The sequence below is a fragment of the Roseivirga spongicola genome, assembly GCF_001592965.1.
Lineage (GTDB): Bacteria > Bacteroidota > Bacteroidia > Cytophagales > Cyclobacteriaceae > Roseivirga > Roseivirga spongicola.
The window spans coordinates 151,535-178,279 of record NZ_LRPC01000029.1; the positions used below are offsets into that span (position 1 = coordinate 151,535).

At 38.3% G+C, this 26,745-nt stretch carries 18 protein-coding genes and 3 tRNA genes; 14 read left to right on the plus strand and 7 right to left on the minus strand.

All coding sequences use genetic code 11. The features are described 5' to 3' along the window. The first annotated feature begins 117 nt into the window (after window positions 1–117). Complete coding sequence (locus tag AWW68_RS18210) at window positions 118–651, plus strand: paraquat-inducible protein A (RefSeq protein WP_068224653.1); 534 nt, start codon at window positions 118–120, stop codon at window positions 649–651. A gap of 160 nt (window positions 652–811) precedes the next feature. After that, a complete protein-coding gene (locus AWW68_RS18215; protein ID WP_068224657.1) occupies window positions 812–2,386 on the plus strand; it encodes an FMN-binding glutamate synthase family protein in 1,575 nt (524 codons plus the stop codon). Between the two features lie 33 nt (window positions 2,387–2,419). On the opposite strand, the gene AWW68_RS18220 is transcribed toward AWW68_RS18215, so the two are convergent. Beyond that, complete coding sequence (locus AWW68_RS18220; protein ID WP_084375756.1) at window positions 2,420–2,902, minus strand: GyrI-like domain-containing protein; 483 nt, start codon at window positions 2,900–2,902, stop codon at window positions 2,420–2,422. 310 nt (window positions 2,903–3,212) lie between these two features. On the opposite strand from AWW68_RS18220, the gene AWW68_RS18225 reads away from it, so the two are divergent. After that, the gene (locus AWW68_RS18225) at window positions 3,213–5,693 is read left to right on the plus strand and encodes an ABC transporter permease (RefSeq protein WP_068224661.1); all 2,481 of its coding nucleotides are present in this window, start codon (window positions 3,213–3,215) and stop codon (window positions 5,691–5,693) included. Window positions 5,694–5,764: 71 nt separating this feature from the next. Here the strand turns inward: AWW68_RS18225 and AWW68_RS18230 are convergent. The 6 genes from AWW68_RS18230 to AWW68_RS18255 form a co-directional block, all read right to left on the minus strand. Beyond that, window positions 5,765–5,853, minus strand: a tRNA-Ser gene (locus AWW68_RS18230). Window positions 5,854–5,974: 121 nt separating this feature from the next. Then, window positions 5,975–6,049: transfer RNA gene (locus tag AWW68_RS18235), tRNA-Pro, on the minus strand. A gap of 538 nt (window positions 6,050–6,587) precedes the next feature. Further along, entirely contained in the window at window positions 6,588–7,241 is a 654-nt protein-coding gene (locus AWW68_RS18240) for a DUF2461 domain-containing protein (protein ID WP_068224664.1), read from the minus strand. 32 nt (window positions 7,242–7,273) lie between these two features. Next, window positions 7,274–7,966, minus strand: coding sequence for a DUF2461 domain-containing protein (locus AWW68_RS18245; RefSeq protein ID WP_068224667.1), 693 nt, complete (start codon window positions 7,964–7,966; stop codon window positions 7,274–7,276). Window positions 7,967–8,154: 188 nt separating this feature from the next. After that, complete coding sequence (locus AWW68_RS18250) at window positions 8,155–9,051, minus strand: aldo/keto reductase (protein WP_068224767.1); 897 nt, start codon at window positions 9,049–9,051, stop codon at window positions 8,155–8,157. Continuing rightward, on the minus strand, window positions 9,041–10,123 hold the full coding sequence (locus AWW68_RS18255; RefSeq protein ID WP_068224669.1) for an AI-2E family transporter: 1,083 nt from the start codon (window positions 10,121–10,123) through the stop codon (window positions 9,041–9,043). The genes AWW68_RS18250 and AWW68_RS18255 overlap by 11 nt, the downstream gene beginning before the upstream one ends. A 135-nt stretch (window positions 10,124–10,258) precedes the next feature. Between AWW68_RS18255 and AWW68_RS18260 the strand changes: the two genes are divergently transcribed. The 11 genes from AWW68_RS18260 to AWW68_RS18310 all read left to right on the plus strand — a co-directional run bounded on the left by AWW68_RS18260 (window position 10,259) and on the right by AWW68_RS18310 (window position 26,440). Then, window positions 10,259–10,335, plus strand: a tRNA-Arg gene (locus AWW68_RS18260). 373 nt (window positions 10,336–10,708) lie between these two features. Continuing rightward, complete coding sequence (gene hsdR / locus AWW68_RS18265) at window positions 10,709–13,090, plus strand: EcoAI/FtnUII family type I restriction enzme subunit R (RefSeq protein ID WP_068224769.1); 2,382 nt, start codon at window positions 10,709–10,711, stop codon at window positions 13,088–13,090. A 2-nt stretch (window positions 13,091–13,092) separates the two neighbouring features. Next, window positions 13,093–14,298 (plus strand): PDDEXK-like family protein, encoded by a 1,206-nt coding sequence (locus tag AWW68_RS18270; protein ID WP_068224672.1) that lies wholly within the window; start codon window positions 13,093–13,095, stop codon window positions 14,296–14,298. After that, complete coding sequence (locus AWW68_RS18275) at window positions 14,291–15,730, plus strand: type I restriction-modification system subunit M (protein WP_068224675.1); 1,440 nt, start codon at window positions 14,291–14,293, stop codon at window positions 15,728–15,730. Before AWW68_RS18270 ends, AWW68_RS18275 begins: the two co-directional genes overlap by 8 nt. Beyond that, window positions 15,731–17,494 carry a restriction endonuclease subunit S gene (locus AWW68_RS18280; protein WP_068224677.1) on the plus strand — a complete coding sequence of 588 codons (1,764 nt, stop codon included), beginning with the start codon at window positions 15,731–15,733 and terminating at the stop codon, window positions 17,492–17,494. Then, on the plus strand, window positions 17,487–17,912 hold the full coding sequence (locus tag AWW68_RS18285; protein ID WP_068224687.1) for a hypothetical protein: 426 nt from the start codon (window positions 17,487–17,489) through the stop codon (window positions 17,910–17,912). Before AWW68_RS18280 ends, AWW68_RS18285 begins: the two co-directional genes overlap by 8 nt. A 2-nt stretch (window positions 17,913–17,914) precedes the next feature. Then, entirely contained in the window at window positions 17,915–22,045 is a 4,131-nt protein-coding gene (locus AWW68_RS18290) for an AAA domain-containing protein (protein WP_068224689.1), read from the plus strand. Next, entirely contained in the window at window positions 22,038–23,339 is a 1,302-nt protein-coding gene (locus AWW68_RS18295; protein ID WP_068224692.1) for a hypothetical protein, read from the plus strand. Before AWW68_RS18290 ends, AWW68_RS18295 begins: the two co-directional genes overlap by 8 nt. Next, entirely contained in the window at window positions 23,336–24,754 is a 1,419-nt protein-coding gene (locus tag AWW68_RS18300; RefSeq protein WP_068224695.1) for a phospholipase D-like domain-containing protein, read from the plus strand. The genes AWW68_RS18295 and AWW68_RS18300 overlap by 4 nt, the downstream gene beginning before the upstream one ends. Next, complete coding sequence (locus AWW68_RS18305; protein WP_068224697.1) at window positions 24,747–25,325, plus strand: hypothetical protein; 579 nt, start codon at window positions 24,747–24,749, stop codon at window positions 25,323–25,325. The genes AWW68_RS18300 and AWW68_RS18305 overlap by 8 nt, the downstream gene beginning before the upstream one ends. Further along, window positions 25,322–26,440: a Card1-like endonuclease domain-containing protein gene (locus AWW68_RS18310; protein WP_068224700.1), complete on the plus strand. Its 1,119-nt coding sequence runs from the start codon at window positions 25,322–25,324 to the stop codon at window positions 26,438–26,440. Before AWW68_RS18305 ends, AWW68_RS18310 begins: the two co-directional genes overlap by 4 nt. The last annotated feature ends 305 nt before the right edge of the window (window positions 26,441–26,745 follow it).

The window sequence follows — 26,745 nt, forward strand, 5'->3', positions numbered from 1 at the left end:
CACTTTGTGCCTTCTTTGTCGGCTATGACTGAAAGAAGGCACAAAGTTTTTTAAGTCTAGACAATATTCGCTGTTACTTTTACATTACATACACGTCTACCTGCTGAAAGCTAGCTTATGAACAAGAGAAACATAGTTGCCCTAATCTTAATAATCATCTCACTCATTTGTCTTTATCCAGGGCTAACCTTACCTATTCTGAATATTCATATTGGAGCTCAAATACCTCTTTTAGGCGAATTTGAATTGTATGACAGAACTCAAAGTGTAATTAGTGGGATTCAGCAGCTTTACGAGTTCGACAACACCTTGGTAGCCTCGCTCATTCTTTTATTCTCGGTAATTGTACCTGTTCTTAAAGCTGTATTACTGTGTCTTGTTTTGGCCTTCAAAAACTGGAGATATAGAACCAGAGTCTATCAGTTTGTAGCACTCATAGGCAAGTGGTCTATGGCCGATGTATTTGTGGTAGGCGTTTTCTTGATGTATTTAGCTACTGCATCAGAAGAAAACATCACCTCAAGTATTCTAGAAGGTTTCTATTACTTTGCTGCCTATTGTATTATTTCCGTAGCCGCTATACAAGTAATGACCTTGAAGGAGATCACCTCTCAGCCTGGCGTAGTGAAATCTGCCGATCCTATTCAGTAATTTCTAAGGCTAAATAGTGCTGTTTTGAGGCCTTATCAGGCGTTTATGCATTAAAATCAAAGTGGTTCGAACCGAATAGTTTCTACGAAGGTTAAACCTTCTGAACCTTTCATTTATCTTGTATAAAAGTTGAAGACCTCTTCTTCTCAAATCACTCTATATGGATCAGCTTAAAGACTTTCTTGCCTCTACACCTTGGTGGGCTTATGTTCTTGTATTCCTTTTTATAGTATTTCTGCGAGACATCCTCCAGAAGAAACACACCATTAGTCATAACTTTCCAGTAGTAGGACACCTTAGGTATCTACTAGAAACCATTGGTCCAGAACTTCGACAATACATTGTAGCCAACAACCGAGAAGAGCTTCCTTTTAACAGAAGTCAGCGATCATGGATTTACGCCAGCTCTAAAAAGCAAAATAATTATCAAGGCTTTGGTACAGATCAAGATCAAAGCGCAGCTGGCTACGTTTTCATAAACCCCGCTCTATTTCCATACAAACTCAAGCCTGACCATCCTAACCTTAAGGAAAAAGACCTTGTTCCTTGCGCCAAGTTAATGGGTGAGTATCATCAGCGTAGAAGGCCTTTCCGACCAAGATCTATCGTCAATATTTCCGCAATGAGCTTCGGTTCGCTTTCAGCTAGAGCCATAGAATCTTTGAACAGAGGTGCCTACGCAGCTGGTGCATTCCACAACACTGGCGAAGGAGGCTATTCTCCATACCACAAAAAAGGGGCAGATACTATGCTTCAGATTGGTACTGGATACTTTGGAGTAAGAGATGACGATGGTAATTTCGATATTGATAAACTGATAAAACTTACAACTGACTATCCTCAAATAAGAGCCATAGAAATTAAGCTCTCCCAAGGAGCGAAACCAGGAAAGGGCGGTGTTTTACCAGCCTCTAAAATCACTAAAGAGATTGCTGAAATCAGACACATCCCAATGGGGCAAGATGTAATTTCTCCCTCCAACCACTCAGCTTTTACTACCCCAAATGAGCTGTTAGATTTCATTGAAAATATTGCAGACAAAACTGGACTACCTGTCGGTTTTAAGTCGGCCGTAGGTAAAATGGAGCTTTGGGAAGAGCTCACCGACTTAATGCTAGAACGAAACATTGGCCCTGACTTTATTGCTATTGACGGTGGAGAAGGCGGAACTGGTGCCGCTCCCCCATCTTTTGCTAACCATGTGGCCCTTCCTTTTGTATTTGGTTTTGCAGCAGTTTATAAGATTTTTCAGAAAAAAGGACTCGCTAATAGGGTTGTATTCATTGCCTCAGGGAAATTAGGCTTTCCATCTAGCTCGCTTATGGCCTTTGCCATGGGGGCCGATCTAATCAACGTAGCACGTGAAGCCATGATGTCCGTGGGTTGTATTCAGGCACAATCTTGCCATACAAACACTTGTCCAGCTGGAGTTGCCACTCAGAATAAATGGTTAGAAATGGGTATTAACGTAAAAGATAAATCTGAACGTTCAGGTCAGTATTTGAAGACACTCAGAAAGGAAATTCTAGAGATCACTCATGCTGCAGGCTACGAACACCCTTGCCAAATGACTATGGATGATGTTGATGTTGGCATGGGCGACAACAACTACACCACTACTCTAAAACAAGCTTACAAGTACGAGAAAGAAGCAGTTTCTTTTACAGACATGAAAAGCTTGATTGAATGCCCACACATTGGAAATATTCAAAAGATAGAAGATCAGGTGAGCTAAGCTTTTGTACTTTCCTTTAAGGGACGGTAAACCTTACTTCAACCTAACTGGCACCCAGAAGTCTTCTTCAGATTCTGGATCGTTGTTTTTGTACTTCTCTCCCATTAAAGCAAAGTGAGGGCGATTATCTAGCTGATATTTAGAGTGCGGTAACCAAACACCAAAAATATGCTGCATAAACTGAGGAACATTGGCAGGAGTGCCTTTGAATGGAAATACCGCATACAACCCTTCAGGAACCGTTAGGCTTTCCATGGCTTCAGGCAGATCGGTAACTTCTTCAACTTTTACCGCAGCCCACTTCTCAAATTCAGTGTTTGGATTGAAGTGCTCGAAGTAACCTTCTGGATAAACCTCAACAGAATAGTAATTGTCATTCGCCCTATTCAAAACACTGTCCCTCACAGGCATAAAAGCGCCCCATAATTCAGCAGTTCTATTATTCGAAAGAGACATGGTGATGTGTTTACCCACAAGCTGCATTTTTTGAAGCTTTTCAATTTTCGGTTCCTTCATAAACCCAAGTTATAAAACTAAAATAAGTAGGCAGCTCTAAGAACTAAGAATTGCTCAGGAGGCAGAACTGGTCTTGGATGATTTTTTTAATTAACCAACCTCCACTCCTTCACTAAAACCCTAGGCGTCAATAGGTTCATGTGCCGCACAGCTAGAAAAATGAATCACTCTTCATTTTTAAAGTTCAATAAGACTGTTTTTGTAGAATATTTACCAGCAAGAGATTGGTGAGGACTTTCTTTTGTCAACAAAAGAAAAGGCAGCACCGTCCTCCTGAAAGATACCATCGGTCATACTCAAACCCAACACTATGAAAAACCTCATTTACGCATTGCGTGTACTCCTCAAAAACAAGTTCTATGCCTTCCTCAACATTTTTGGTTTAGCACTAGGCTTAGCTGTAAGCATTATAATTCTTCTATATGTGCAGAGCGATTTAACATTCGATAAGCATCATGATAAGTGGGATCAAGTTTACCGGATTGAATCTAAATTCTACATTCCACCTAAAAATGATGAGTTTGCTCTTACCTCTGTTGCATTGCCAGAAACCATGCAAATGGAGTTCCCTGAGATACAATCTTTCACGCGTGTACAAAGTGCAGGACAATTACTATTCAGAATTGAAGACAAAAATTTCTATGTAGATGATATGTACTTCGCTGATTCTGCCATGTTCAACATATTTACTCATGAGTTTATTCAGGGCGACCCAAGGACAGCTTTAGTGGAACCTAGAAGCTTAGTACTAACTGAAAGTACAGCCAAAAGACTTTTTGGAAACCAACCACCTCTTAATCAACTTGTAAAAACTGATCAGAATACTTTTACCGTAAAAGGTGTAATTAAAGACCTTCCTGACAACGTTCACCTGACCTTTAATGGACTGATTTCTTATTCCACCTTAACCTCTGGCCAACCTCCTATGAATGCGCAACAGCGCATGAGTCAGCTATGGAATATAGGCACCTACTCTTATGTGCTCTTACCTAAGAATTACGATGTCAATAATATTTACAATAGGTTCCATGAGGTATTTGATCAGTATATGGCACCTATCAGACAGTTTGCTCCATCACTGCGTGAAGCCAGCTTTGAACCTAGGCTAGTTCCTTTGAATGAGATACATTTCAATTCGAAAGTTCAGTACGATTTAGCCACTGGAAATAAAGCATATACTCAGTCATTTATGGCAATTGGCATTTTTGTATTGATCTTGGCCAGCATCAATTACATGAACTTAGCTACTGCAAGAGCCACAAAAAGATCTAAAGAGGTAGGTATTAAAAAAGTTCTTGGCTCTACCAAAGGCAAGTTAGTTTCTCAGTTTCTTAGTGAATCTATACTTATTACATTCTGTTCTTTACTCTTAGCTGTCGGCTTGGTATACCTTCTTATTTATGGAGTTAACATCAACGAATTACTAGGTAAACAACTCAGCTTAGACTGGTTCAACAACCCACTATTACTATTTGGGTCACTAGGTATAACCATTATTCTAGGTGTTCTTTCTGGCCTATATCCGGCATTTTACCTATCCGCCATCTCTGTTATTAATGCCATGAAGGGCTCTGTAAAAACTGGTCCTGGTAGCACCTTTATGAGAAAGGGCTTAGTTGCCTTTCAGTTCTTTGTATCTATTGGTGTAGTGATTGCCACACTTTTAATGAGCAACCAGATTAGCTACATGCGAAACAAAGACCTTGGCTTCAATAAAGACAACGTAATTATTATTCCTACTAGAGACACACTGGTAAGCCGCAGATTAGAAGTAATTCAAAACGAATTAAGAGAGAACCCTAATATTATAGATGTAACCACGACTACCGGATTAAGCGCCAGTAATGCTAACTCCGTTGGCAACCGATTAATTGGAGGTGGCCGACAAGTAATGATGGTAGAAGAAGCCGATACCACCATGAAAACTGACACTTACAATCTGATGTTTATTGGTGAAAACTTCGTGAACGCTATGGAAATGGAGTTAATAGCCGGACGAGACTTTGATGAAAACATACCAACCGATCCTACCCAAGGGGTGCTGGTAAATGAGGCTATGGTGGCTTATCAAGGTTGGGCTGATCCAGAAAGCGCCTTAGGCAAAAAAGTCCAACCTGCAGGACAACAAGGCAATCCTAGTAGGGTAATAGGAGTGGTTAAAGACTTCAACGCTTTCTCTCTTCATGTTAAAGTTGAACCTACCCTTATTTTGAGGTATGAACGATTTGGAACTCTTACTCAGGTTAATCCGTCTGTTGTAGTTCACGCTAAGGCTGGCACTTTACAACAGACCTTAAATTACCTAGAGAACAAGTATGACGAGCTAGACCCAAGTCACCCTTTTGAATATGGATTACTAGATACTCAAGCAGAAAACCTTTACAAGTCAGACAAACGCCAGAGTAGGTTAACAGCCTCACTCTCCTACATCTGTATAATTATTAGCTGTCTAGGGCTTCTTGGGCTTTCTAGTTATACCACAGCCACCAGAATAAAAGAAATTGGGGTAAGAAAGGTTTTGGGAGCCACCATACCACAATTAGTCTATTTGATTTTTAGAGATATTATGCTGCTTGTAATTGTAGGCTTTGCCATTGCAGCTCCAATAGCATATTTATTGATAGAAGAGTGGCTACAGGTATTTCAGTACACTATGGACCTACCAACCGCCATTATTAGTGCTGCAGCAATAGCTGGCATTCTAGCTCTGTTAGTAGCATTCTTAACCGTGAGTTTTCATTCGCTTAAGGCCGCTCAGCAAAACCCTGTTAAGGCATTGAGGTATGAATAGACTTTAGAGATTAGAAGTCAGACTTTAGACAAACGAAAAAGGCCTCCAAATGGAAGCCTTTTTTGTTTGTGCGGAGGGAGGGGGATTCGAACCCCCGGTACCAGTTTCCCAGTACGACAGTTTAGCAAACTGCTGGTTTCAGCCACTCACCCACCCCTCCGTGTGGTTGTTTTGCTAAAGGTTTGCAAATATAAACTATCAACCGATAATTCAATGTTTTCAAACCAATAAAATGGGCTGTGATCTACACAAAAAAACCAACCTCATTTGGTTGGCTTTTGTCGGGGTGGCAGGATTCGAACCTGCGACCTCCTGCTCCCAAAGCAGGCGCGATGACCGGGCTACGCTACACCCCGAGACCATTGGTTTGAGTAAAAACTCTCTGATAATTATCGTTTGAGCTGTTACCCTCTTCCCTAATGGGAGTGCAAATATAGAGGGAAAATTCTTTTTGCAATAGCCTACACCATGAATTTTTCAGGTTTTTATGCATAAAAATATCACTACCGATGTTGCCATGCATTTAAGTATTTGATAATCAATATTCTCCACCTTCTATTCCCACCACACTAATCCTTCTAAAAATTAGAGTAATTGACTTACCATCTGAATTATTAGTTACTAGGGTGGCGGTTTTATCCTGCCCCCATTTTGGCTGCAATTAAAAAGTGCACGCTCTCCCCTCCTTTAGCATCTGGCGCAGATGCTCTTCTCGAGAATATTTTGGCGTTGTAGTGCTTCTATGCAAATCCTACTATGGCACTGCTTCTATGAGCGGTTCTTGTTGTGCATTGAGCAAATAAACCCTACACAAAAGAAACATAGCAAGCATTAATCTTTCAGGTCAATATGTTTATTTAATTCAATTTGAGCTGAACGGAGCACTTATGAAAGTCAATGCTCTTGTATGGCTACATTGGCAAAATCTAACAAAGGAACAATAGCCTTATAAGATTCTATAACCATACTATCGAAAGAGCTACTGTAAAAGTCTTCTCTAGTAATTGGCCTAAAAGCAGCCAAGCTCTTCATCTTTAGTAAGTGAATATGAGGATGATCCGAAGCATATCCCTTCGGGCTTCCTTTCAACATATCTTCCTCATAAAGTGTAAAATGCTTAGCAAAGAACGGCTGGTTTAAGATGGAGTTTAGCCTTTCTCCCTCATAGTCTATTTCCTGCCTAAGCAGCTTGAGCTTTTCACTTGAAGGATGCCACAAGCCCCCAGCTATCAATTGCTCATGTACCCCAAGATGAATATAGAAATCTGCCAAACCCTTCCCATAACCAAACCCTAGCCCCATATGGTCTTTATAGGTAGGCCTATCTGGGTGAAACATCAGGTTATTGTTGATTCTACTAAGAGACTTTCGAGCATTTGGCTGAACAATTCGAGGATCGATCAACTTAAGCTCCTCCAAAATAGGATCGAAAACCTCGATTAATATCGATTTAGATTCTTCATATCTAGCTCGATTTTTATCCATCCATTCCTTTGAGTTATTCCTACTCAAGTCTTCTAGAAAATCGAAAACCACTTTTCTGTTCATGATGGTTCAACAGTGTAAAATGAGAAATGGTTTTAGTCAATTAACGACATCCCATTGAGGTCTGTAGTGAGGTATTCTGTCATTACATCGAAGAAGGGACGGATGGCCAAAAAGGTATTCATAGCCTCCTCAAGAAAGGCTGAAGATTGAGCCTCTTCATCACTAAAAGACCTAAAGACATACATGGATTTATAGCGTAACAAATCTATGGCAGGATGGTCCTTTTCGAAGCCCTTGGGAGCCGTCTTTAATTGCTCTCCCATCAGCGCTCCAAACACCGATTTGAACGACTCATTTTCTAGCACTTCTCTCAACGGCTCATCGTCTTGAGCAATGTGTTCTCTGATCAATTTCAGGTCGTCAGAATTAGGCCCATAAAAGCCTCCGCCAACCACCGTTTCACCCGGCTTAAATCTAAAAAAATAACCACCTCTCAATGCAGGCTTTATGCGCGAAAAACTCCCTGCAAAACGAGGGTCATAAGGCCGCTTATCTTTTGAGAATCTTACATCCCTATATATCCGCATTAAGCTCTTTTTCCCTGACTCATTTGAGAGCTGATCTACCTCTCTCATTTTAGCCAAAAGCTCATCTACAAACTCAATCACGTAGTCATGCTCTTGCTGATATCTCTTCTTATTTTCATTGAACCAATCTCGATTATTATTGACGTTAAGCTGGCTTAAAAATTCATAAGTAGATTTCGGAATAGAGGTTCTTTTCATTTCGATTCAAACTAAAAATACGCTTCAACTTTTAAGTAATTTACACCCATTACACTCAGCTCATGCAATTGTAGATTTCCGTTAGCTATTCAGAATACCTTAAAGCATAAAAAACTAGAGCCCCTGAAAACTTTAGAACTAAAGGTTCTGCCTCAGAATATGTTCAACCTCATTACTCGAGCAGAAGTTCATCTATGACTTTTATAGAAGTTAGGACTTAGAACTTCCGACAGCTCCCTAACTTCTTCTGTGCTCAATTCCCTACTGCTATACAATCCTAGAACATCATTCAACTGGGCCATAGTTCTTATCCCCACCACAACAGAGGTGACTGCTGAGTGCGCCAACAACCACTTGAGAGCAACCTGAGATTTTGTCATTTTCTCAATTGAGAATAAACTCATCTTATTTCTCAGTAAATCAATATCTTCAATACTATAATCTAAGTAATCACTTAAATCTTTATTAGCTAAAAATCCTTTTGCCAGTACACCCCTAACCACTACTCCAACTTCGTGATTCTCTAATAAATCCAGCAACTCTTCTTCTGGCCTTCTATCCAAAAGACTATACTGCAACATATCGGAAACAAAACCAGAAAACTTAACGTATTCACGAACAACATTAGGTCTAATAGACGAGATCCCCCAATGGAGAATCTTACCCTGATGCTTCAAAAACTCGAAAGCCTCCACTACCTCTTCCCTATCATCCTCTATCGTTCCTCCATGTAGTTGATAAAGATCTATGTAATCCGTATCTAACCTACTCAAGCTTTTATCTACAGCTTCTAAAATATAACTTTTTCTAGGCACCCAATCCCAGCCTTCAGCATTTGACCTAGGCCTATTACTAACCTTAGTAGCCAAGAACACTTTACTTCGAATTGGTCTTAACGCCCTTCCGACTGTCTCTTCATTGAAGCCGTTTTGGTAGATATCTGCTGTATCAAAATAGTTGACCCCACTGTCAAAAGCAGCACGAATCAACCGTTCGTTTTCGGCATTATTCATACCCAAAGACATGCACCCAAAGCCTATTTCGGAAAGCTGAACATTAGCCTTTTTAAGCAACCTATATTTCATCTTCATCGTGCTCAATATCTCTCAAACTACCATTCTCACTAAGCATAATTGCTATGCCTCTAGTAGAAGGGAACTGAGCTGAAATAATGACTAAAATTGAAATGAGAGGCACGGATAAAATCATCCCTAAAATACCCCAAATACTACCCCAAAATGAGAGTGCAATAATCACTACCAGAGGGCTCAGATTTAAGGTGCGCCCCATAAGCTTTGGCTCCACATAATTACCTATAATTATCTGTACTACCTCTACCGTTACAAGCACGTAAACAAAGGGCCAGAAAGAGGCAAATTGAAAGATGGAAAATATGGCTGGAAGCAGGGTCGCTACCAACGATCCAACGTAAGGAATATAGTTTAAAACAAAGATGATAAAGGCCCACAAAACCGGGAAGTCTACCCCAAGAATTCTCAGCAGAATATAACTGACAATTCCTGTCAAAAGACTCACCTCCGTCTTTACCGTGAAGTACTTATTTACCGACCTACTGATGCGATCGAAAATGTCGGCTACACTCTTTCTACTTCCCTCCTTCTGAAACATATTCATCAGCTTCTTATCGAGGTAATTTTCTTCTATTAGAAAAAAGATGACATAGACTATGACAAGCGTAAAATTACCCAACACCACGCTAAGCGAACTAAATGTAGTACCCAGAATAGCCTGATAATCTATTCTCTCAATAGCTTCTTCTACATTGGGCAGAAAGTCGTACCGTTCAGAGAATACATGCATACGCTCTAGAAACAGTTGTAGGTTATCATCATAAGTATCTGCATTCTCTATAATCAGCGCGATATTGACAGATATGATCTGATAAATGCCGTAGATAAATGAGATTGTTAGAACAAAAGCTACAACGCGCTGAAGCCAGTGAGGCAATGCCCTACCGTTAATTGAGAGCTTAGCTATGTACTTTCTAGTGGTACGAATGAGATACCATACTAGTAGGGCCAATACAATAGGCTCAAGGAACGAACGGAAGTAAATAAGGGCAACAACAAAGCCGGTCAGGATAATTATCCAATAGGCTGCCTTTTTAAGGTTTTCGCTAGAAAGATCAGTGTTCATAAAAAATAGTTAGCTGAAATTAGCCAATTCGCTTTAAAGTGAACACTTAAATTTTTCTAAAGATTTTTGGCCATACCCTTTGCATAAGAAAAAAGCATTTCACTATATTTGCACTCGCTTTTGAAAAAGCCCGTTGGTCTGCTAGCTCAACTGGATAGAGCAACTGCCTTCTAAGCAGTAGGTTTCAGGTTCGAGTCCTGAGCGGATCACCAAAAAACCCCATCTGATAGTCTCAGTGGGGTTTTTTCTTTTTTGGCAAGTTATTGGCAAGCTACTACCCCTTTTGAAGTGTTTTTTAGGCTATTCAATCTTCATTCTTGGCCAACTGAAGATCCTCTATTATTAAATAAGTAAAATATCTCCTTCACCTTAAAAATCGTCTTGATGACAGAGCATTATCTCAGCTAGTATTTTTTTTCACTCTAATGAACTTACATTAAGACAAAATCAAAGAACAAAATAGAGAACCTAATAAAACACTAATTACTATTCCTTTTATTCTCTTTTTTTAACCATTCCACACAGTCAAGCTTTGCTTTTTGCTTTTCTCCCTTTAGTTTGAAAGGCTTATTTCTTGAAAATCTAATGAAACACCTCTCTGAAACTGATATCTGTATGAATTACATCACTCCGGCAATTGCCAAAGCTGGATGGGATACTAAAAAGCAAGTTCGCAGAGAGGTCACGTTCACTGATGGCCGAATCAACGTTAGAGGTAATTCATACACTAGAGGTAAACGCAAACGAGCGGACTACATCCTTTACCACATTACTGGCCACCCCATTGCAATCATTGAAGCGAAGGATGCTAAGCATTCCGTGGGCTCAGGAATGCAACAGGGATTGGAATACTCTGAAATGCTCGATATTCCTTTTGTGTTTAGCTCAAATGGAAAAGGTTTCTTATTCCATGACAAGAGTGCTACTGATGGCATGACGGAGAAAGAGCTTGCTTTGGATGAGTTCCCCTCCCCGGAAGCACTATGGAACAGATATAGGCTTTATAAAGGAATTGAATCTCCCGAGGCTGAAAAAATAGTTAATCAAGAATTTCATAAGGACGAGTCGGGCAAAGAACCAAGATACTATCAATCTATTGCCGTCAACAGAACGGTAGAAGCAGTAGCCAAAGGACAACAACGTATCCTATTAGTAATGGCCACTGGAACTGGAAAGACTTATACAGCCTTTCAAATTGCCTGGAGATTGCACAAAGCAGGGGCAGTGAAGAGGATACTCTTTTTGGCTGATAGAAACATCCTGACCGACCAAACCAAGAGTGGGGATTTCAAACCCTTTGGTCAGGACATCATGACCAAAATTACTGGCCGCAAGATAGACAAGGCTTATCAAGTCTATTTTGGCATTTACCAGGGTTTGACTAGCCCAGAAGAAGCGAAGAAGGCCTTTAAAGAGTTCTCCTCTGACTTCTTTGACTGTATTATTATTGATGAGTGCCACAGAGGAAGTGCCTCTGAAGCTTCTGCATGGAGAGAGATTTTAAGATACTTTGATAGTGCAACACACATTGGTTTGACAGCCACGCCAAAAGAAACAGAGGATGTATCCAACATTGCTTACTTCGGTGAACCTCTTTACACCTACTCACTTAAGCAAGGTATTGACGATGGTTTCCTTGCTCCTTATAAAGTGATTAGGTTAGCCTTAAATATAGATGATGGTTACAGACCTGAAACTGGAAAAACTGATAAATACGGCCACCAAGTCAAGGATAGGGTTTATAACACTAAAGACTATGACAAGAGCTTAGTCATTGATGAACGCACACAGACAGTTGCCAATAAGATAACTGAGTTCCTTCAACAAACCGACCCTTTCGCCAAAACGATTGTCTTCTGTATTGATACAGAGCATGCCGAGCGCATGAGACAAGCATTGATAAATGCCAATGTAGAATTAGTCAAAAAGCATCCTAATTATGTCGTTCGAATAACGGGTAATGATGAAGTTGGCAAGCATGAAATTGAGCGTTTCACGGACGTTGAAGAACGTTTCCCTGTCATTGCTACTACTTCGAAGCTCCTTACAACTGGAGTAGATACCAAAATGGTCAAGCTCATTGTTCTTGAAGCCAATATCGGTTCAATGACTGAGTTCAAGCAAATTGTTGGTAGAGGTACTCGAATAAGAGAACAAGACAACAAGGTATTCTTTACCATTATGGACTTCAGAAAGGCAACCAACCTTTTTGCAGACCCTGACTTTGATGGTGATCCTGTACAGATTTACACTACTGACGAAAACGGACCTGTTCTTCCGCCTGACAACGTCATAATAGATGGAGAAGGTGGCCCTGAAGGCACAGAAACAGATGTGCCTACCGGAGTAGACACAGGCTCTGGAGGCTTACCTCCTTTTGGACCTGGAAAAGGTGATGATGAACCTAGAAAGTACTACATCAAAGATGTGCCGGTTAGCATCGTAAATGAAAGGGTTCAATACCTCGATGGCCAAGGCCAGCTCATCACCGAAAGTTTAACTGACTATTCTCGTAAAAACATTAAAGAATGCTATGCCGACCTGAACACCTTTATCAATCGATGGACATCGGAAGAAAAGAAAGAGGCAATCATTAAAGAGCTATTAGAAGAAGGCGTATTTCTTGACGAGTTAAAAAAGGAAGTTGGTAAAGACATGGATACCTTTGACTTGATCGCTCATGTGGCATTTGACCAACCTGCACTGACTAGACAAGAACGAGCTAACAATGTGCGTAAACGCAATTACTTTGGGAAGTATTCTGAAAAAGCTCAAAGCGTAATCAAAGCACTATTAGAAAAGTATGAGAATGAAGGCATCCTTTCCATTGAAGACATGGAAGTATTAAAGGTTCAACCTTTTAATACTATGGGCTCGTTACCTCAGTTAGTGAAGTCTTTTGGAGGTAAGAACCAATACTTGGAAGCCTTAAAAGAATTGGAAACCGAACTCTATAAATCAGCCTAAAAATGGAAAGAAATGAAGTTGAGCAGAAATATGCTGAATTATTAAAAGATCCTTCATTTGACCAACTTGGCTTACTTCTGAAAGAGCCTAATATCTTCAGAGTACTTAGAGTTGAGCACAAAGAACTCAATCACTCAAATTTCATCAGTTGGCTTCTTGACCCCGCAGAGACACATGGCATGAACGAAGTTTTCCTTTCTCGTTTTTTACAGGATGTGTTTGTTGACAATAGATCCTCTTCGTTCTCACTTATTGAATTAGCTAAAATTGATTTAACAAATGTCGAAATCCGTAGAGAATGGAAGAAAATCGATATTCTAATTTTAACTGAAAAAATTGCGATTGCCATTGAAAACAAAGTTTGGTCGGGAGAGCATAGTGAACAACTGAAAAGATATAAAGACACCATAGAAAAGGAGTTTCCCAAACACAGAAAGGCTTTTGTCTATTTGAGTCCTTATGGCATTGAGTCAAGCGAGGATGAGTTCTATGTCAACTATTCTTACGAAAGAATAAATGAAATAATCGAAAACATATTAGCTATTAGAGGCCACCAATTTGGAGAGTCTATAACCAACTATTTGAAAGACTATTCTACCATTTTAAAGCAAAATATCATGTCAAATGATCAAGTAAACTTAATCGCAAAGCAGCTTTACAACAATCATAAAGAGTTACTCGATTTCATTTATGATAACATACCAGATCCCTTTGATGAATTTCAAGAGAAACTAGATCAAATGGTCAAAAGTAAGGGTTGGAAAATTGGTTCAAAAAACAGGTATTATGTAAAGTTCTACACACCCGCTATGGAGGAGATGATCATGAAATATAAGAAAGCCAATGGATGGCCTGATAAAGAAGCATTCTTATTCGAATTGGGATTTTATTACGGAAAGAATATTTCATTCAATTCTTATGTATCTCCGCCTGTTCAATACTTTGACTATGCCGAAAGACTCACAGAAATACTTTCTGAAATACCCGATTCAAGGAAAAAATTGGGTCAAAAATGGAAAGCACATTTCAAAACAAGTTTAAAATGGCCTTTAGAAGAGAAAATGGAAAAATGGGATGAGGACAGTGAAAAAGAGGTCGAGGCTTTTCTTGATAAAATTACCCCAATTGTAAATAAGGTTGAGGCTAAAATGCTAGAACATAGAGACGAATTAATAAAACTGAAAGAAGGAATAGAGCAGTATGACTAACGTAACCAGTACTTTAAAATCTATACAAGACATTATGCGGCAAGATGCCGGAGTGGATGGCGATGCACAGCGCATCTCTCAACTGGTATGGATGATCTTCTTGAAAATATTTGACGACAAGGAGCAGGAATGGGAATTGCTTGAAGACAACTATCAAAGCCCTGTCCCGGAAAGACTCCGTTGGCAACAATGGGCAAGTGATGAAGAAGGTTTAACCGGTGATGAGCTGTTAGAGTTCGTTAACAACGACTTATTCAAAACCCTTAAAGAACTGAACGTCTCTCCTACTGAAGATCCTAAAGGATGGTTAGTGAAGTCTATTTTTGAGGACTCTTACAACTACATGAAGTCGGGTACTTTGATTCGCCAGATCGTCAATAAGATCAACCTGATCGACTTCAATGATCAAGAAGACCGACACCTCTTTAACGACATTTATGAGAAGATCTTAAAAGACCTGCAAAGCGCAGGCAATGCGGGCGAATACTACACGCCAAGGGCTGTAACCCAGTTTATGGTAGACATGACCAATCCTCGTTTGGGCCAAACCGTGCTTGACCCCGCTTGCGGAACTGGCGGCTTCCTCATTTGTGCTTTGGAGCATATCCGAAAAAACGATGTACAGACTGCCGAGCATAGACAGACCTTGCAAAACAGCATTCAAGGGGTTGAGAAAAAACCTATGCCTCATATGCTGGCCGCTACCAACCTGATCTTACATGATATTGAGCAGCCTATCATTAAGCATGACAACTACCTTGGAAGACCTTATAACGATTGGGAAAAGAAAGACCGGGTAGATATCATCTTGACCAACCCTCCTTTCGGAGGTACGGAGGAAGAAGGAACCGACACTAATTTCCCTTCTCGCTTTAGAACCAAGGAAACGGCTGACCTCTTCTTGGCCTTGATCATACGTTTATTGAAGGATGGTGGAAGATGTGCCGTAGTACTACCTGACGGCACTCTATTTGGTGAGGGTGTGAAGACCCGTATCAAAGAGGAGCTAATGGAGAAATGTAACCTCCACACCATTGTTAGGCTACCTAATGGTGTATTCAACCCTTACACAGGCATCAAAACCAACTTACTTTTCTTTGAAAAGGGAGCGCCTACCAAAGAGACCTGGTACTTTGAGCATCCGTACCCTGAGGGAGTCAAAAGCTATAACAAAGGCAAGCCGATTGACATCAAAGAGTTTGACCTTGAAAAAGCTTGGTGGGACAATAGAGAGGAGAATAAGTATGCTTGGAAGGTAGGTATAGACGAAATCAAGAAAAGAGGCTATAACCTCGATATCAAGAACCCTCACCAAGAAAGTGATGACCTAGCTAGCCCTGAAGAACTATTGACGCAATACAGAGCTACGTCTGAGAAGATTACTAATCTGCAAAACGAGATTACCCAAGTATTAACCGAAGCCCTGAAATAAATGAAGCTACTAGACCTATTTCAGGAGTTAACCATACGTCCTAAGAATGCTGAGGAGCTCAAGGGCTTGATTTTGCAATTAGCCATTCAAGGTAGACTGACTAGGAACTGGAGAAAGCAAAATCCAAATGTAGAGCCCGCTTCTACCTTATTGAAGAAAATACAAAAGGAAAAAGCTCAACTCATTAGGGAAAAGAAAATAAAGAAGGAAAAGCTAGAGCCAGTTGATCTTGATGAGGTTTACTTCGAAGTCCCTGAAACCTGGGAGTGGGATCGCATTGGTCAAATTGGTTTTTTGTTTAATGGTAATAGCGTTAACAAGAGCATAAAAGAATCGAAGTATTCTGGACTTAGTGAAGGCTATCCTTATATAGCAACGAAAGATGTAGGCTATTTGAATGACACAATTGACTATAACAATGGGGTTAGGATTCCATTTGATGAACCAAAGTTTAAAGTGGCAAGAAAAGGTACCGTTCTGATCTGCTCTGAAGGTGGCAGTGCCGGCAAGAAAATGGGGATTGTAGAAGAAGATGTTTGTTTTGGAAATAAACTTTTTGCTTTAGAACAATTCGGAAATATAGAGTCAGTTTATGTTCAAAGTTTATATGGTTCAGAATCTTTCCAAATTGCTTTTAGAGATAATATGACCGGAATAATTGGTGGCATTTCAAGAAACTCATTTGCCGCCTTATATATCCCCATCCCACCCCTAGAAGAACAAAAAGCCATAGTCGAAATTGTTGAGCAACTCTTTAAAGAAGTGGAGGCCTTAGAAGAGCAGACCAAATCCAGAGTACAACTTAAAGAAGATTTTGTCACCTCTGCCCTAGTCCAATTAACCAATGAGGACACTAGCAAAAGCTGGAGTTTCTTACGACCACATTTCAATGAGTTCTTTACGGAGAAAAGTGGAGTCAAGAAGTTAAGAGAAAGCATTCTGCAATTAGCTGTTCAAGGCAAGCTCACCAAGCATTGGAGGAAACGTCATCCTGAACTTGTTTCAGGACCTAACTCTGCCTCCACCCTATTAGCCAAGATCAAAGCTGAGAAAGAAGAGCTGATCAAAGCCAAAAAGATCAAAAAGGAAAAACCACTTCCTGAGATCACTGAGGAGGAGATTCCTTATGAATTGCCTGAGGGATGGGTTTGGAGTAGGTTGGGTGAAATAATAACTCTAAAGTCTGGACAAGACTTAAAACCACATGAATACTCCGACTCGGAAGTCATTGGTCTTCCTTACATAACAGGAGCAAGCAATCTTCAGAATGAAAGAGTCTTGATAAGTCGCTGGACGAATGCTCCTAGATCAATTGCGAATAAAGGAGATTTGCTTCTGACATGCAAAGGATCTGGTGTTGGTAAAATGGGATGGCTCGAAGAACCTGAGGCACACATTGCTAGACAAATTATGGCAATCAACACAATCTCCTCAGAGCTAATTTACATTAAGCTGTTCCTCGATATTAATCTGAGTTTTTTCAAAAATGCTGCTAATGGTTTAATCCCTGGAATTGATAGAAAAACGGTTCTTAATATGAGGCTCCCACTTCCAGGTTTAGAGGAGCAGCTAGCTATAATCCAAAAGGTCAATACCCTAATGGCCCTTTGTGACCAGCTAGAGCAAGCCATTGAAGAAGGAGAAGTACAAATTCAGCAATTAATGCAGAGTTGTTTGAAAGAGGTTTTTGAGGGGGCAGAAGAGGAAAGAGAAGAGTTATTGATAGCTGCTGAGCCAGAAGTTAAATACAATTCAAATGCTTGAATTCTTAGAAAGATATCAAGTAAAAGGTGAGTTCAGCTTAGGCTTGAACGAAAATCTCAATGATCAGTGTAACGCACCTAGAAAGTGGAGCGGAATCTATTTAGTATTTGCAAAAAAGATTCAGTTGAACCACCTCATTTACATTGGCATATCAGGAAGAAAAGGCCCAAATGGTAAAATCATTCACCGTTCGGATGGTATTGGAGGAAGAATAGTTAAGGGAAAACAATTCGGTGAGGCAAGAAGAAACTCATGGCAAAAACAAATGAGACTAGCTGGCTTCGACAGAATTTATATCAAATGGTATGTCACCCACGGTGAAGTTGATATAGACTTCCCTCGAGAAATTGAACATGATTTACTTACCAAGTTTCATGAAGCGAGCGGTCAATTACCACTATGGAATAAATCTTTCTAGTAATGGCAGTTGATAATTATTCCATAGAGCAATTTAGTCCTGGGACACTTATTGAAACAGAAGTAAAAAGGAAGATAGAACCGGGTGTTTTAGAGTTAGATGTAAGCAAAAATTTCACTTCTACAATCTCAATTCTCGACCTTGACTGGAACCTCACAAGAGCTGAAATTCAATTTAAGTCTATAAAGGAAGGAGATAGAATTAAGGCAGCTGTATATGAAATTACCCCTAATGATAATCATATTAGGTTTAGTGTCCGCCATCTCCTTGATAAGCCAATTGAGACAGACTATTGGAAGAATCTTAAACTTGGTGATATAATTTCTGGCAAATCCGTTGATGTCCTTTCAACGGGGCAAGTAGTTGAACTCCAAAATGATTTAACTGGTATAATTTTCGATCACTCTTATCAAGGTGATGATTTTCAATTAGTTACAAAAGACCGAGAAACTAATCTACTCATTCTTTCAAAGCCAGTACAGACTAGTCAAGAAAATGACCTTGAAGGAAGCAATTTACCACAAAGTAGTATTGTAATCAAAGATGAAGATTTCAGGTCTTTTGAAAGTTTCACTAAATCCATTTACAATGATTTTGCAGGCCCAGATGAGTTAGAATTTCTAGAATCAGCTTTTGAAGCAGAACCACAATTGTTTTCAAAAGAGTTAGTCACTAATTCAAGGTTATACCTTTCATTCGGATTAAACCACTCTGCTTGGGACAACTTTCAGGCACAAGTAATTCCCAGTATTCTCAACAAGGCGAATGATGAGGAAAAAATAATTAAAGAAGCCTTCGAACATATTGAGAAACAATCTTTTTGGATAAATCTTTCCAAGCGTAATGACAAAGAGTTCTTTACAATTTATAATGACCAGCTCAACTTTCATGGAGTTATTAATGAATTTGATGAAGAATCATGTCAATTTTTCATTTTCAATGCATCATTTGGAAGAAAGGATACAAATGCCTCTAGAGGTAAACAAATAAGTTCAAAAATCGGGTCATACGTACTTGTTGACGGAATTTCTTTACTAAGTCCAACAGACAATGTTCCAATCGGTGAATCAAAGAAACAGGTCTCTATTCTTAGACGGTTACAATTAAAAAGTCAGGCTTCAATAATTTTTACTGAGTTAAAAATGAAGACTGGAGAGATCATACGAAGTGAGGGAAAGTCTCTTCAAATATTTGATAAATTTTTAGAATACCAGATAGACCATGCCAAAAAGAATCTGCCTCCTCCATTCCCATTATCTGACATTCAAAGAACACAAGGTGGTGAAAAAATATCATGGATTCTTCCCCCAGAGGTTGATGATTATTTCGGAAAAGATGAAGAGGGAGAAATTTACCTTGACCTCCGTGAAAGAATAAAGTCCAACAAAAAGGATAGGACTTATGAGTATAAAAAGTTCGGCTCTGCAAAAGCTAGACAATTTGGCGAAGTTTGGTTATTAGAAATTGAAGACTCTTTGCCTCTAAAAGAGGTTAAAGAGTTATATATCCAGAAAAAAGCTTCACTCAGGCAGTACCAAGTACAAAGAGAAATTATTAGAGATTTCTTCGATAAAAAATTAAAACTTGATCATGTCGAAAACTTATTGGTAAACCCAAAAAGAATTAAAACTCCTTTTGAATCGCAAGCTGAATTATTCAATGAAAACCTGCGGAAAACAGAAGACCAAAAAACTGATAATCGACAAGTAAAAGCTGTTAGAAAAGCGATTGGTAACAAAGACATTTTCTTAATACAGGGACCACCTGGTACTGGTAAAACAACCGTCATTACAGAAGTTGTTAGGCAACTTGTGAGTCAAGGAGAGAAGGTCTTGGTGACAAGTCAAACCCATATTGCGGTAGACAATGTACTTGAAAAATTGACTGAAGAAAAGTCACTGTCTTTATTAAGACTTGGAGTTAAAAACAAGATAAGAGAGAGCCTACAACAACATCATCCTAACGAGCAAATCAAAGCCTATACTAAAGACTTTCTTAGATTCATCGACACCCAAATTGCAATTATTGAATTATGGGAATTAAAGAAAAGTGATGAAGAAATTAGGGGTACCGTTAAAGTCCTAAGAGAAGAGTACTCACCAGTAGTACGGGATAAATTGGCAGGGTTCAATTTTGACCTAGTTGATTTATTGAAGTCAAATTCACTAATAAAAACAAAGAGTATTTTCGATACACTAAACAAATGGAAAACTAGTGTTGAATCAGGACTTGAAATAATAATAGCACCAATCCTTTATAGCAGTGTAGATGTTGTTTTTGCGACATGTATTGGTATTAAACTCGATCAAGTATTCAATGAAATACAGTTTCAATTTGATACTGTTATAATAGATGAAGCAGGTAAGGCCAATCTTGCTGAGTCTTTGGTCGCTATTTCTATGGCCAAGAAGATCATTCTAGTGGGTGATCAAAAACAGTTACCGCCATATATAGAAAGTGACCTCTTAGACCCAAAAGAAGAGAATAGTTTCCCAAAATCTAAGTATGGTTTCAGGTATGGAAAAGAAGAAATTGAGTATGCACTAAAAACTTCATTCTTTGAATTTCTAACGAAAAGAATAGACGCTGGTCAATTTCCATTGACTAATAAAGAGATGTTAAACTATCAACATCGCATGCACCCGAACATTGGTAGATTTGTTAGTGAATCCTTTTATGACGGAGATGTTAAAATGGGTTCGAGTACACATTTGAATGAATTAGCCTTACCTGCGCCTTTTAATAAAGAAATCATATTTTTCAGTACGGGAGCTTTTGAAAATCCTTATGAGAGGCAGAAAGGATTTTCCATTATCAATCAGACCGAAGCTCAAATTCTTGTACAAGATATACTTCCTAAACTCCTAGAATTTGGCGTAAAGGATAGAGAAGTTGCGGTCATAGCCCCTTACAAATCTCAAGTAGCTCTGATTAAAACAGAATTGGAGGCCTCCGCTAAGCACTCTTTATCCAATATTGAAGTGGCTACATTGGACTCTTTTCAGGGTATGGAGTTCGATATCATTGTATTTAGTTTTACACGAAGTGCTAGCCCAGATCAAGAAAAAAAGAAAGTAGGTTTCCTTGATGATGCAAGAAGATTAAATGTTGCGTTCAGTAGAGCCAAAAAGAAACTTATTTTAATAGGAAATAGTCGAACACTTACTCAACAGTCAAGCCATTATGATGGCTTATTCCCTTTCACAAAATTATTTCAAAAGCTCGTAGAACTAAGCAATGATGAGAATATTGGGGCTTTTTATGAAACTAATGATGATGATTATGACTTTAAAAGCCCACATGAGAGATTCCAAGAAAAATATCCCGTAGGGTCCAATGTAAAGGGTGTTGTAAAAGCGATTGTGCCTTATGGAGCCTTTGTCACTATAGATGGATTGGATGGCTTAGTTCATAAAACAGACATTTCACAACACTTTGTGGCTGATGTGAATGATCATCTAGAAGTTGATCAAGAAGTTGACGTTAAGGTTCTCAAAATCAATATTGAGAATAAACAAATAAGTTTGGGAATCAAACAAACAAAAGAAAATGTCAAGGCACGAACTTCAGAATCAAGAGCAGCCGGAGATTACTTGTTATACGAGGAGTTCAAAAAGAAATTTCCAGTGGGTTCTAAGGTTAGGGGAAAAATTAAGATAATTAAAGACTACGGTATGTTTATAACCTCCCATGGTCTTGACGGACTCTTGCATATTTCAAATATAGGCGATGACAAGAACCTAGACTTGTCTCAAGATTTCAAGGTAAAGGATGAAATTCAAGTTGTCCTTCTAGATTATAATGATGAGCTAAAGAAATTCCAACTCGGGCTAAAGCAAATTAAAGAAATTGAAAAATGGGAGGTCTTTAAAGAAGCAAACCCTGCTCAAACAATCATTAAAACCACCATTAAAGATGTTGCACCTTTTGGAATATTTGTAACATTTGATTCAGGCTTTTCAGGCTTAGTGCACATTTCCCAATTGAATCCCAAAAAGCGGAATGAAATCAAAAAGCACTATTCTAAAGGAGACCCTTTAGACGTCATGATTCTCAGCTACAAAGATCAAAAAAGACAAATAGAGCTATCTGAAACTATGGCATTATTAAAGAACAAAGGCAGGCATGTTTAGAATAACTTTAGACATAGAGCAGCATTACAACACTTTGCTAGAAAATAATCAAGGTTATTTGCGTGCATTGGCTTTCCTTCAATACCCAATCTATTGTATTCATGCTACAATTTTAGACTCTACACCGGATGAACTTGAAATACTAGACAAAGCCATCCTTGACCTAGTCAAAGATAATCCAACCGATGCTAATTCAATCTCAACTATTCTGGGCGTTTCAAAAAGAGCTATAGAAAATAGAATAATAAAGTTAGAGAATGAAGAGTTAGTAGAAAATGGAAAAAGTATAACTACCAAAGGCAGGCTATTTATTACCGAAGGCTCTGAAAAACGGTATAGTAGAAAAGATATTGATATTTACCTAGACGGAACCAATAATCGGCCGGTTTCCAAGAATTTAGCGTGGTACTATAGTTCTCATTTTATAAGTGAAGAATATTATAATTTTTTCACTAAGGATGACGGACAGGTGATTATTCAAAGACCTTTTGCCCCTGACCTTGTACATGAACCTATTTCTGAAGAAAAAATCAAAACCTCCATTGAATCACTGAATGAAGATCAAAAGTCTAGATTTGGTATACCTATAGGGCTTGAAAAGATAGAATCAATGTCTTACACATTATTGACGTTACCGTTATTGGTATCTCTTTCTGACGATGGAAAACCAGTTAAACAGATCACTAATGGCCTAAGTCTTTCTGGTGAAAACGAACCAATAACTAAAATAAAGAAGATTTTAGAGGCAAAGATTCAAGGTTTGCTTGTACAACTAAACCCTTCAAAAAATCACGGCCCCACGATCGGTACAAATTGGTTTGAAGCTGATAACAATGACTTTGGGAATAACAGACTTTTCTATATCACAGAAGATGAGTTTAAAGAATTTATTGAGATTGAATATAGTCTAACTGGCTTAGAGAATGAAAATATAATATGCGATAAAAATGAGCTTGTATTAGTCATTACTAAAAAACTACTGGATCGCACGAGAGACAAAAAGTCTATAATCATAAACCTACTTCGAGGTCGAGACTATATAAGTAGAAATCCTCTTCATGGTGTTTGGAAGTTATTTATAACCTTCAAAACTACTGATGTGCTTGTTCAAGAAATTTGTGAATTATATGCACTATGCAAAGAATATGATTTCTCCCCACCGTTGGAAGAGGTATTAACTATGAAAAACAACATGAAAGGGAACTTCAGGAAAAATCTAATAGATCTAGAACTGAATGGCATTCTAGAAAAAATTGATATGAAGCTTTTTATGAATGATCCAAGCGAGGCATGAAGATTAAAAAAGACACCGATACTTTTAATGATTGGCTTTTTGTCAAGAAAAACAAATCCTTCCAAGCTTGGACGTCAAACAATGAACTACCTATTACGCTAGAAGGACAAACTGAATTAAAGAATATTATACTTGATCTCATTGAGATAGCAGAGGTATGCATAAAACTTTGTTCCTTCATACTAACAGATTCAGAAATCATTAATGCTCTACTCAATAAATTAAGAACAACAGACTGTTGTATTTTCATCCTCACACAGCTTGACTCCTCCAAATTCTCTGCGAGCCTCTTAACAGAAGAAGAACTTCAAGAAAACACAAATGAAACTCATTTAAACGCTATCAACTCACTATTCAATGAAGGGGCTCATATAAGGGCAGCTGAGAATGTCCATGCTAAATTCATCATTGTTGATAATAAAAAAACTTTAGTCACCTCAGCCAATATTACAACTCCCTCATTAAATAAAAATCCTGAGTCAGGTGTTTATTTGCAGCAAAACTCTTCGGATGTAGCATCAAAACTTTTTGACTCCATATATCGCTATGGAACAACCTATAATCAATTTGTAAAGTCAGGAACTGGAAGAAAGTTTATTAAGCATTCGAACTTTTCACTCTCATCAGAATGGCTTCCCAATGACCCGAAAGACTTTTTATATACACTTGGGAACTTAAACAATTCGATTTATTCTAGTCTAATAGAATTAATTGAAGAGGCTCAGAAAGAAATAATTATGTCCTCTTATTGCATCATTGGATTAGAAAATTTAACTGAATTTATGGACTCAATAAAGAGAGCCATTAATCGAGGAGTCGATATACAAATCTTCTGCAGAGGCATGAACTATAGACCATTGCACATGCTTGGTTGTATTGAATTTGCTGAATTAGGGTGCAAAATTTATGGTGACGTTTTTAACCATTCTAAAGGACTTTCTAACGAACAAAGTGGGATGATTTTTACTGCCAATATAGACGGTAGACATGGATTAAAAAGTGGTTTTGAAGTCGGTGCAAAATTGAACGGACCTCAAAATGATGCGCTAAGATCCTTTATGAAATGGCAGGTTGCGAATGCGCCTTATCAATTAGAAAAAGGAACTATCAGGAAGCACTACTTTGCTTCTTATGAGTGGTATGTAAAGGAAAAGGGATTAAAATGCCCTCCTCCATTGAAAAAAATAAGCTTTGACTGCAAAAACTTAAATAAGTCCCAGAGCGATCATTTAGCAGAAAAACCTTTCTATGGCTTTTATAAAGGCGGAAACTTAATGGCCCTCGATATTAACGGAGGTGCTTTTGAAACAAACTTTGAAAATGGAATGATTAAATTGAATCAGGCACAAAGTTCTTACAAAGGTTTTGAAAAATACTTGATTAGATACGAAGAAATGAGTTTTCATTATGAATGAGATAAGATATACCGAAAACTGGATCCAACTGTCAAGATCAGGTGAGTTCGAAGAGGCACAAGAGTTGTATTTCTCCAAACTTCTGCCCGAAATAATAGAGTCTTTTCAAAATAGATTTCAAGATTCCTTTAATAACGAAGATATGTTGATTTCCATTCTAGGCTTCTCTCCTGAACCGATAATCCTTACCGCCAAGGCTATGAAGCCTTCAAAACATGTAATTGTCACCACAGGTGAAAACAAAGCCGTGGAAGAAGTTCTTCAAAAGTATTTAGAAGACGGATATAGCATAATTAGACTGAATGACGAGTCATTTTTAGAAATGTACAAGGCGCTAAAGGAACAATTAATCTTAAATAATCACTCTAAGATTGTGGTAGATATTACCGGTGGCAAAAAGTCAATGGTTGCCTCAGCATCAATTTTTGCAAAAGATTATGCCTGTAAAATTGTTTATGTAGACTTTACCGAATACCTACAGGAGTTACGAAAACCAAAACCAGGAACTGAAGTGTTGAATATCGTTTACAACCCGAATACAGATCAGCCAGAGATCAAATTATCGGAATGAAAAACACTCAAATAGCTTTACTAGGAGGTCAAGTTATACCTATCTATTGGGGGATTAAAGAAAGAAACCCTGACCACGTCCATTTAATTTACACCGAACAACTCAAAGAAAAGCTGAAGTTAATTCAGGAAAGCTTTAGTTTTATCTCTTTTGATTTACACAAAGTAGACCCCTACGACTTTGATAATATTTCATCGGTTATAGAGAAAATTGTGTTTGAAAACGAGAAAGATGAATTTGAACTAAATCTGACGGGAGGTACTAAAATTATGACATTAGCAGCTCATAATGTTTTCAAGGATTTAGGATTGGAATCTTTTTATCTCGATCAGAAAAAGGAGTTTTTCTTCTTTAAGAAGAAAGAATATATACCATTGAAGAGTGATATCAAGATTGAAACTTTTCTTCGATTATCGGGTCATTCAAAGATCAACAAGACTTCATTATCTTCAATTACTGAAAGTGAGTTTGATATTGCTTTCCGAATGTTGGATTTGATCAAAAAGAAAGGCATTAGTAGGTTGTTTAGCAGGGTTGCCTCTAGAATAAAGGATTACTCGAAACCCTACAATATCAATTTGGATAATGGAGTAGAATTAACGTGGAGAAATGAGCTCCTGAAAATTAAATCACCTGAGTTCAATGAACACTTGAACCATAAAAAAGCTTTCGAAATATGTTTTTCCGGTCTTTGGTGGGAATTAGTGGTTGCCAAAACGGTTCGAAGCTGGAGTGCAAAAAAACAATTATTTTTGGGAGTAGAACTTTTGGTCAACTCTGATCAAGAAAAGGCAAAGAATGAGATTGATATAATCTTGAGTACTGGTAAAAGTATGATATTCTTAGAATGTAAAGCCGGTGATGTAAAACAGGAATCAGTAAATAAGATTAGAGCTGTAAAGAAGTTATATGGTGGCATTTCCACTAAGTCCATTCTCGTCTGTTACAGACAGCCAAGAAAAGATATACTTGAAAAATGTAAAGATCTTGATATAGAGGTTTTTGCCCTTCAAAAATCTACTAAGTCAAAAAATCAAGGAGATTTTATTCCTTTATCAAGCATTACAACACTTAATAGCAAGCTTACCGAATTAGTGCATAAAATTGAAGTTTAGTTTTTAGACACTACGAGCATTTTAAAACATTCACACTTTAATACCTCTTCAAATGAGCAAGTGGAAGTCTTGAAGGATTTGTTTCTAAGGAAGGTCAATTTGTATGAAGCAGCGGGCACAGGTAAAATATCCATAACAGCTGTCCATATTGGTTTCTCAATCAATTCAAAATATCATAGAAGATTTGAATGCACAGCAGAAATCGTAAATACAACGATACCTAGAATTCATTTCATGTAGTCGAACCGCAAAACAACAGTTTTCGAAACAGAATAAAGAATAATAAAATGTGAAGTTTTGTTAAG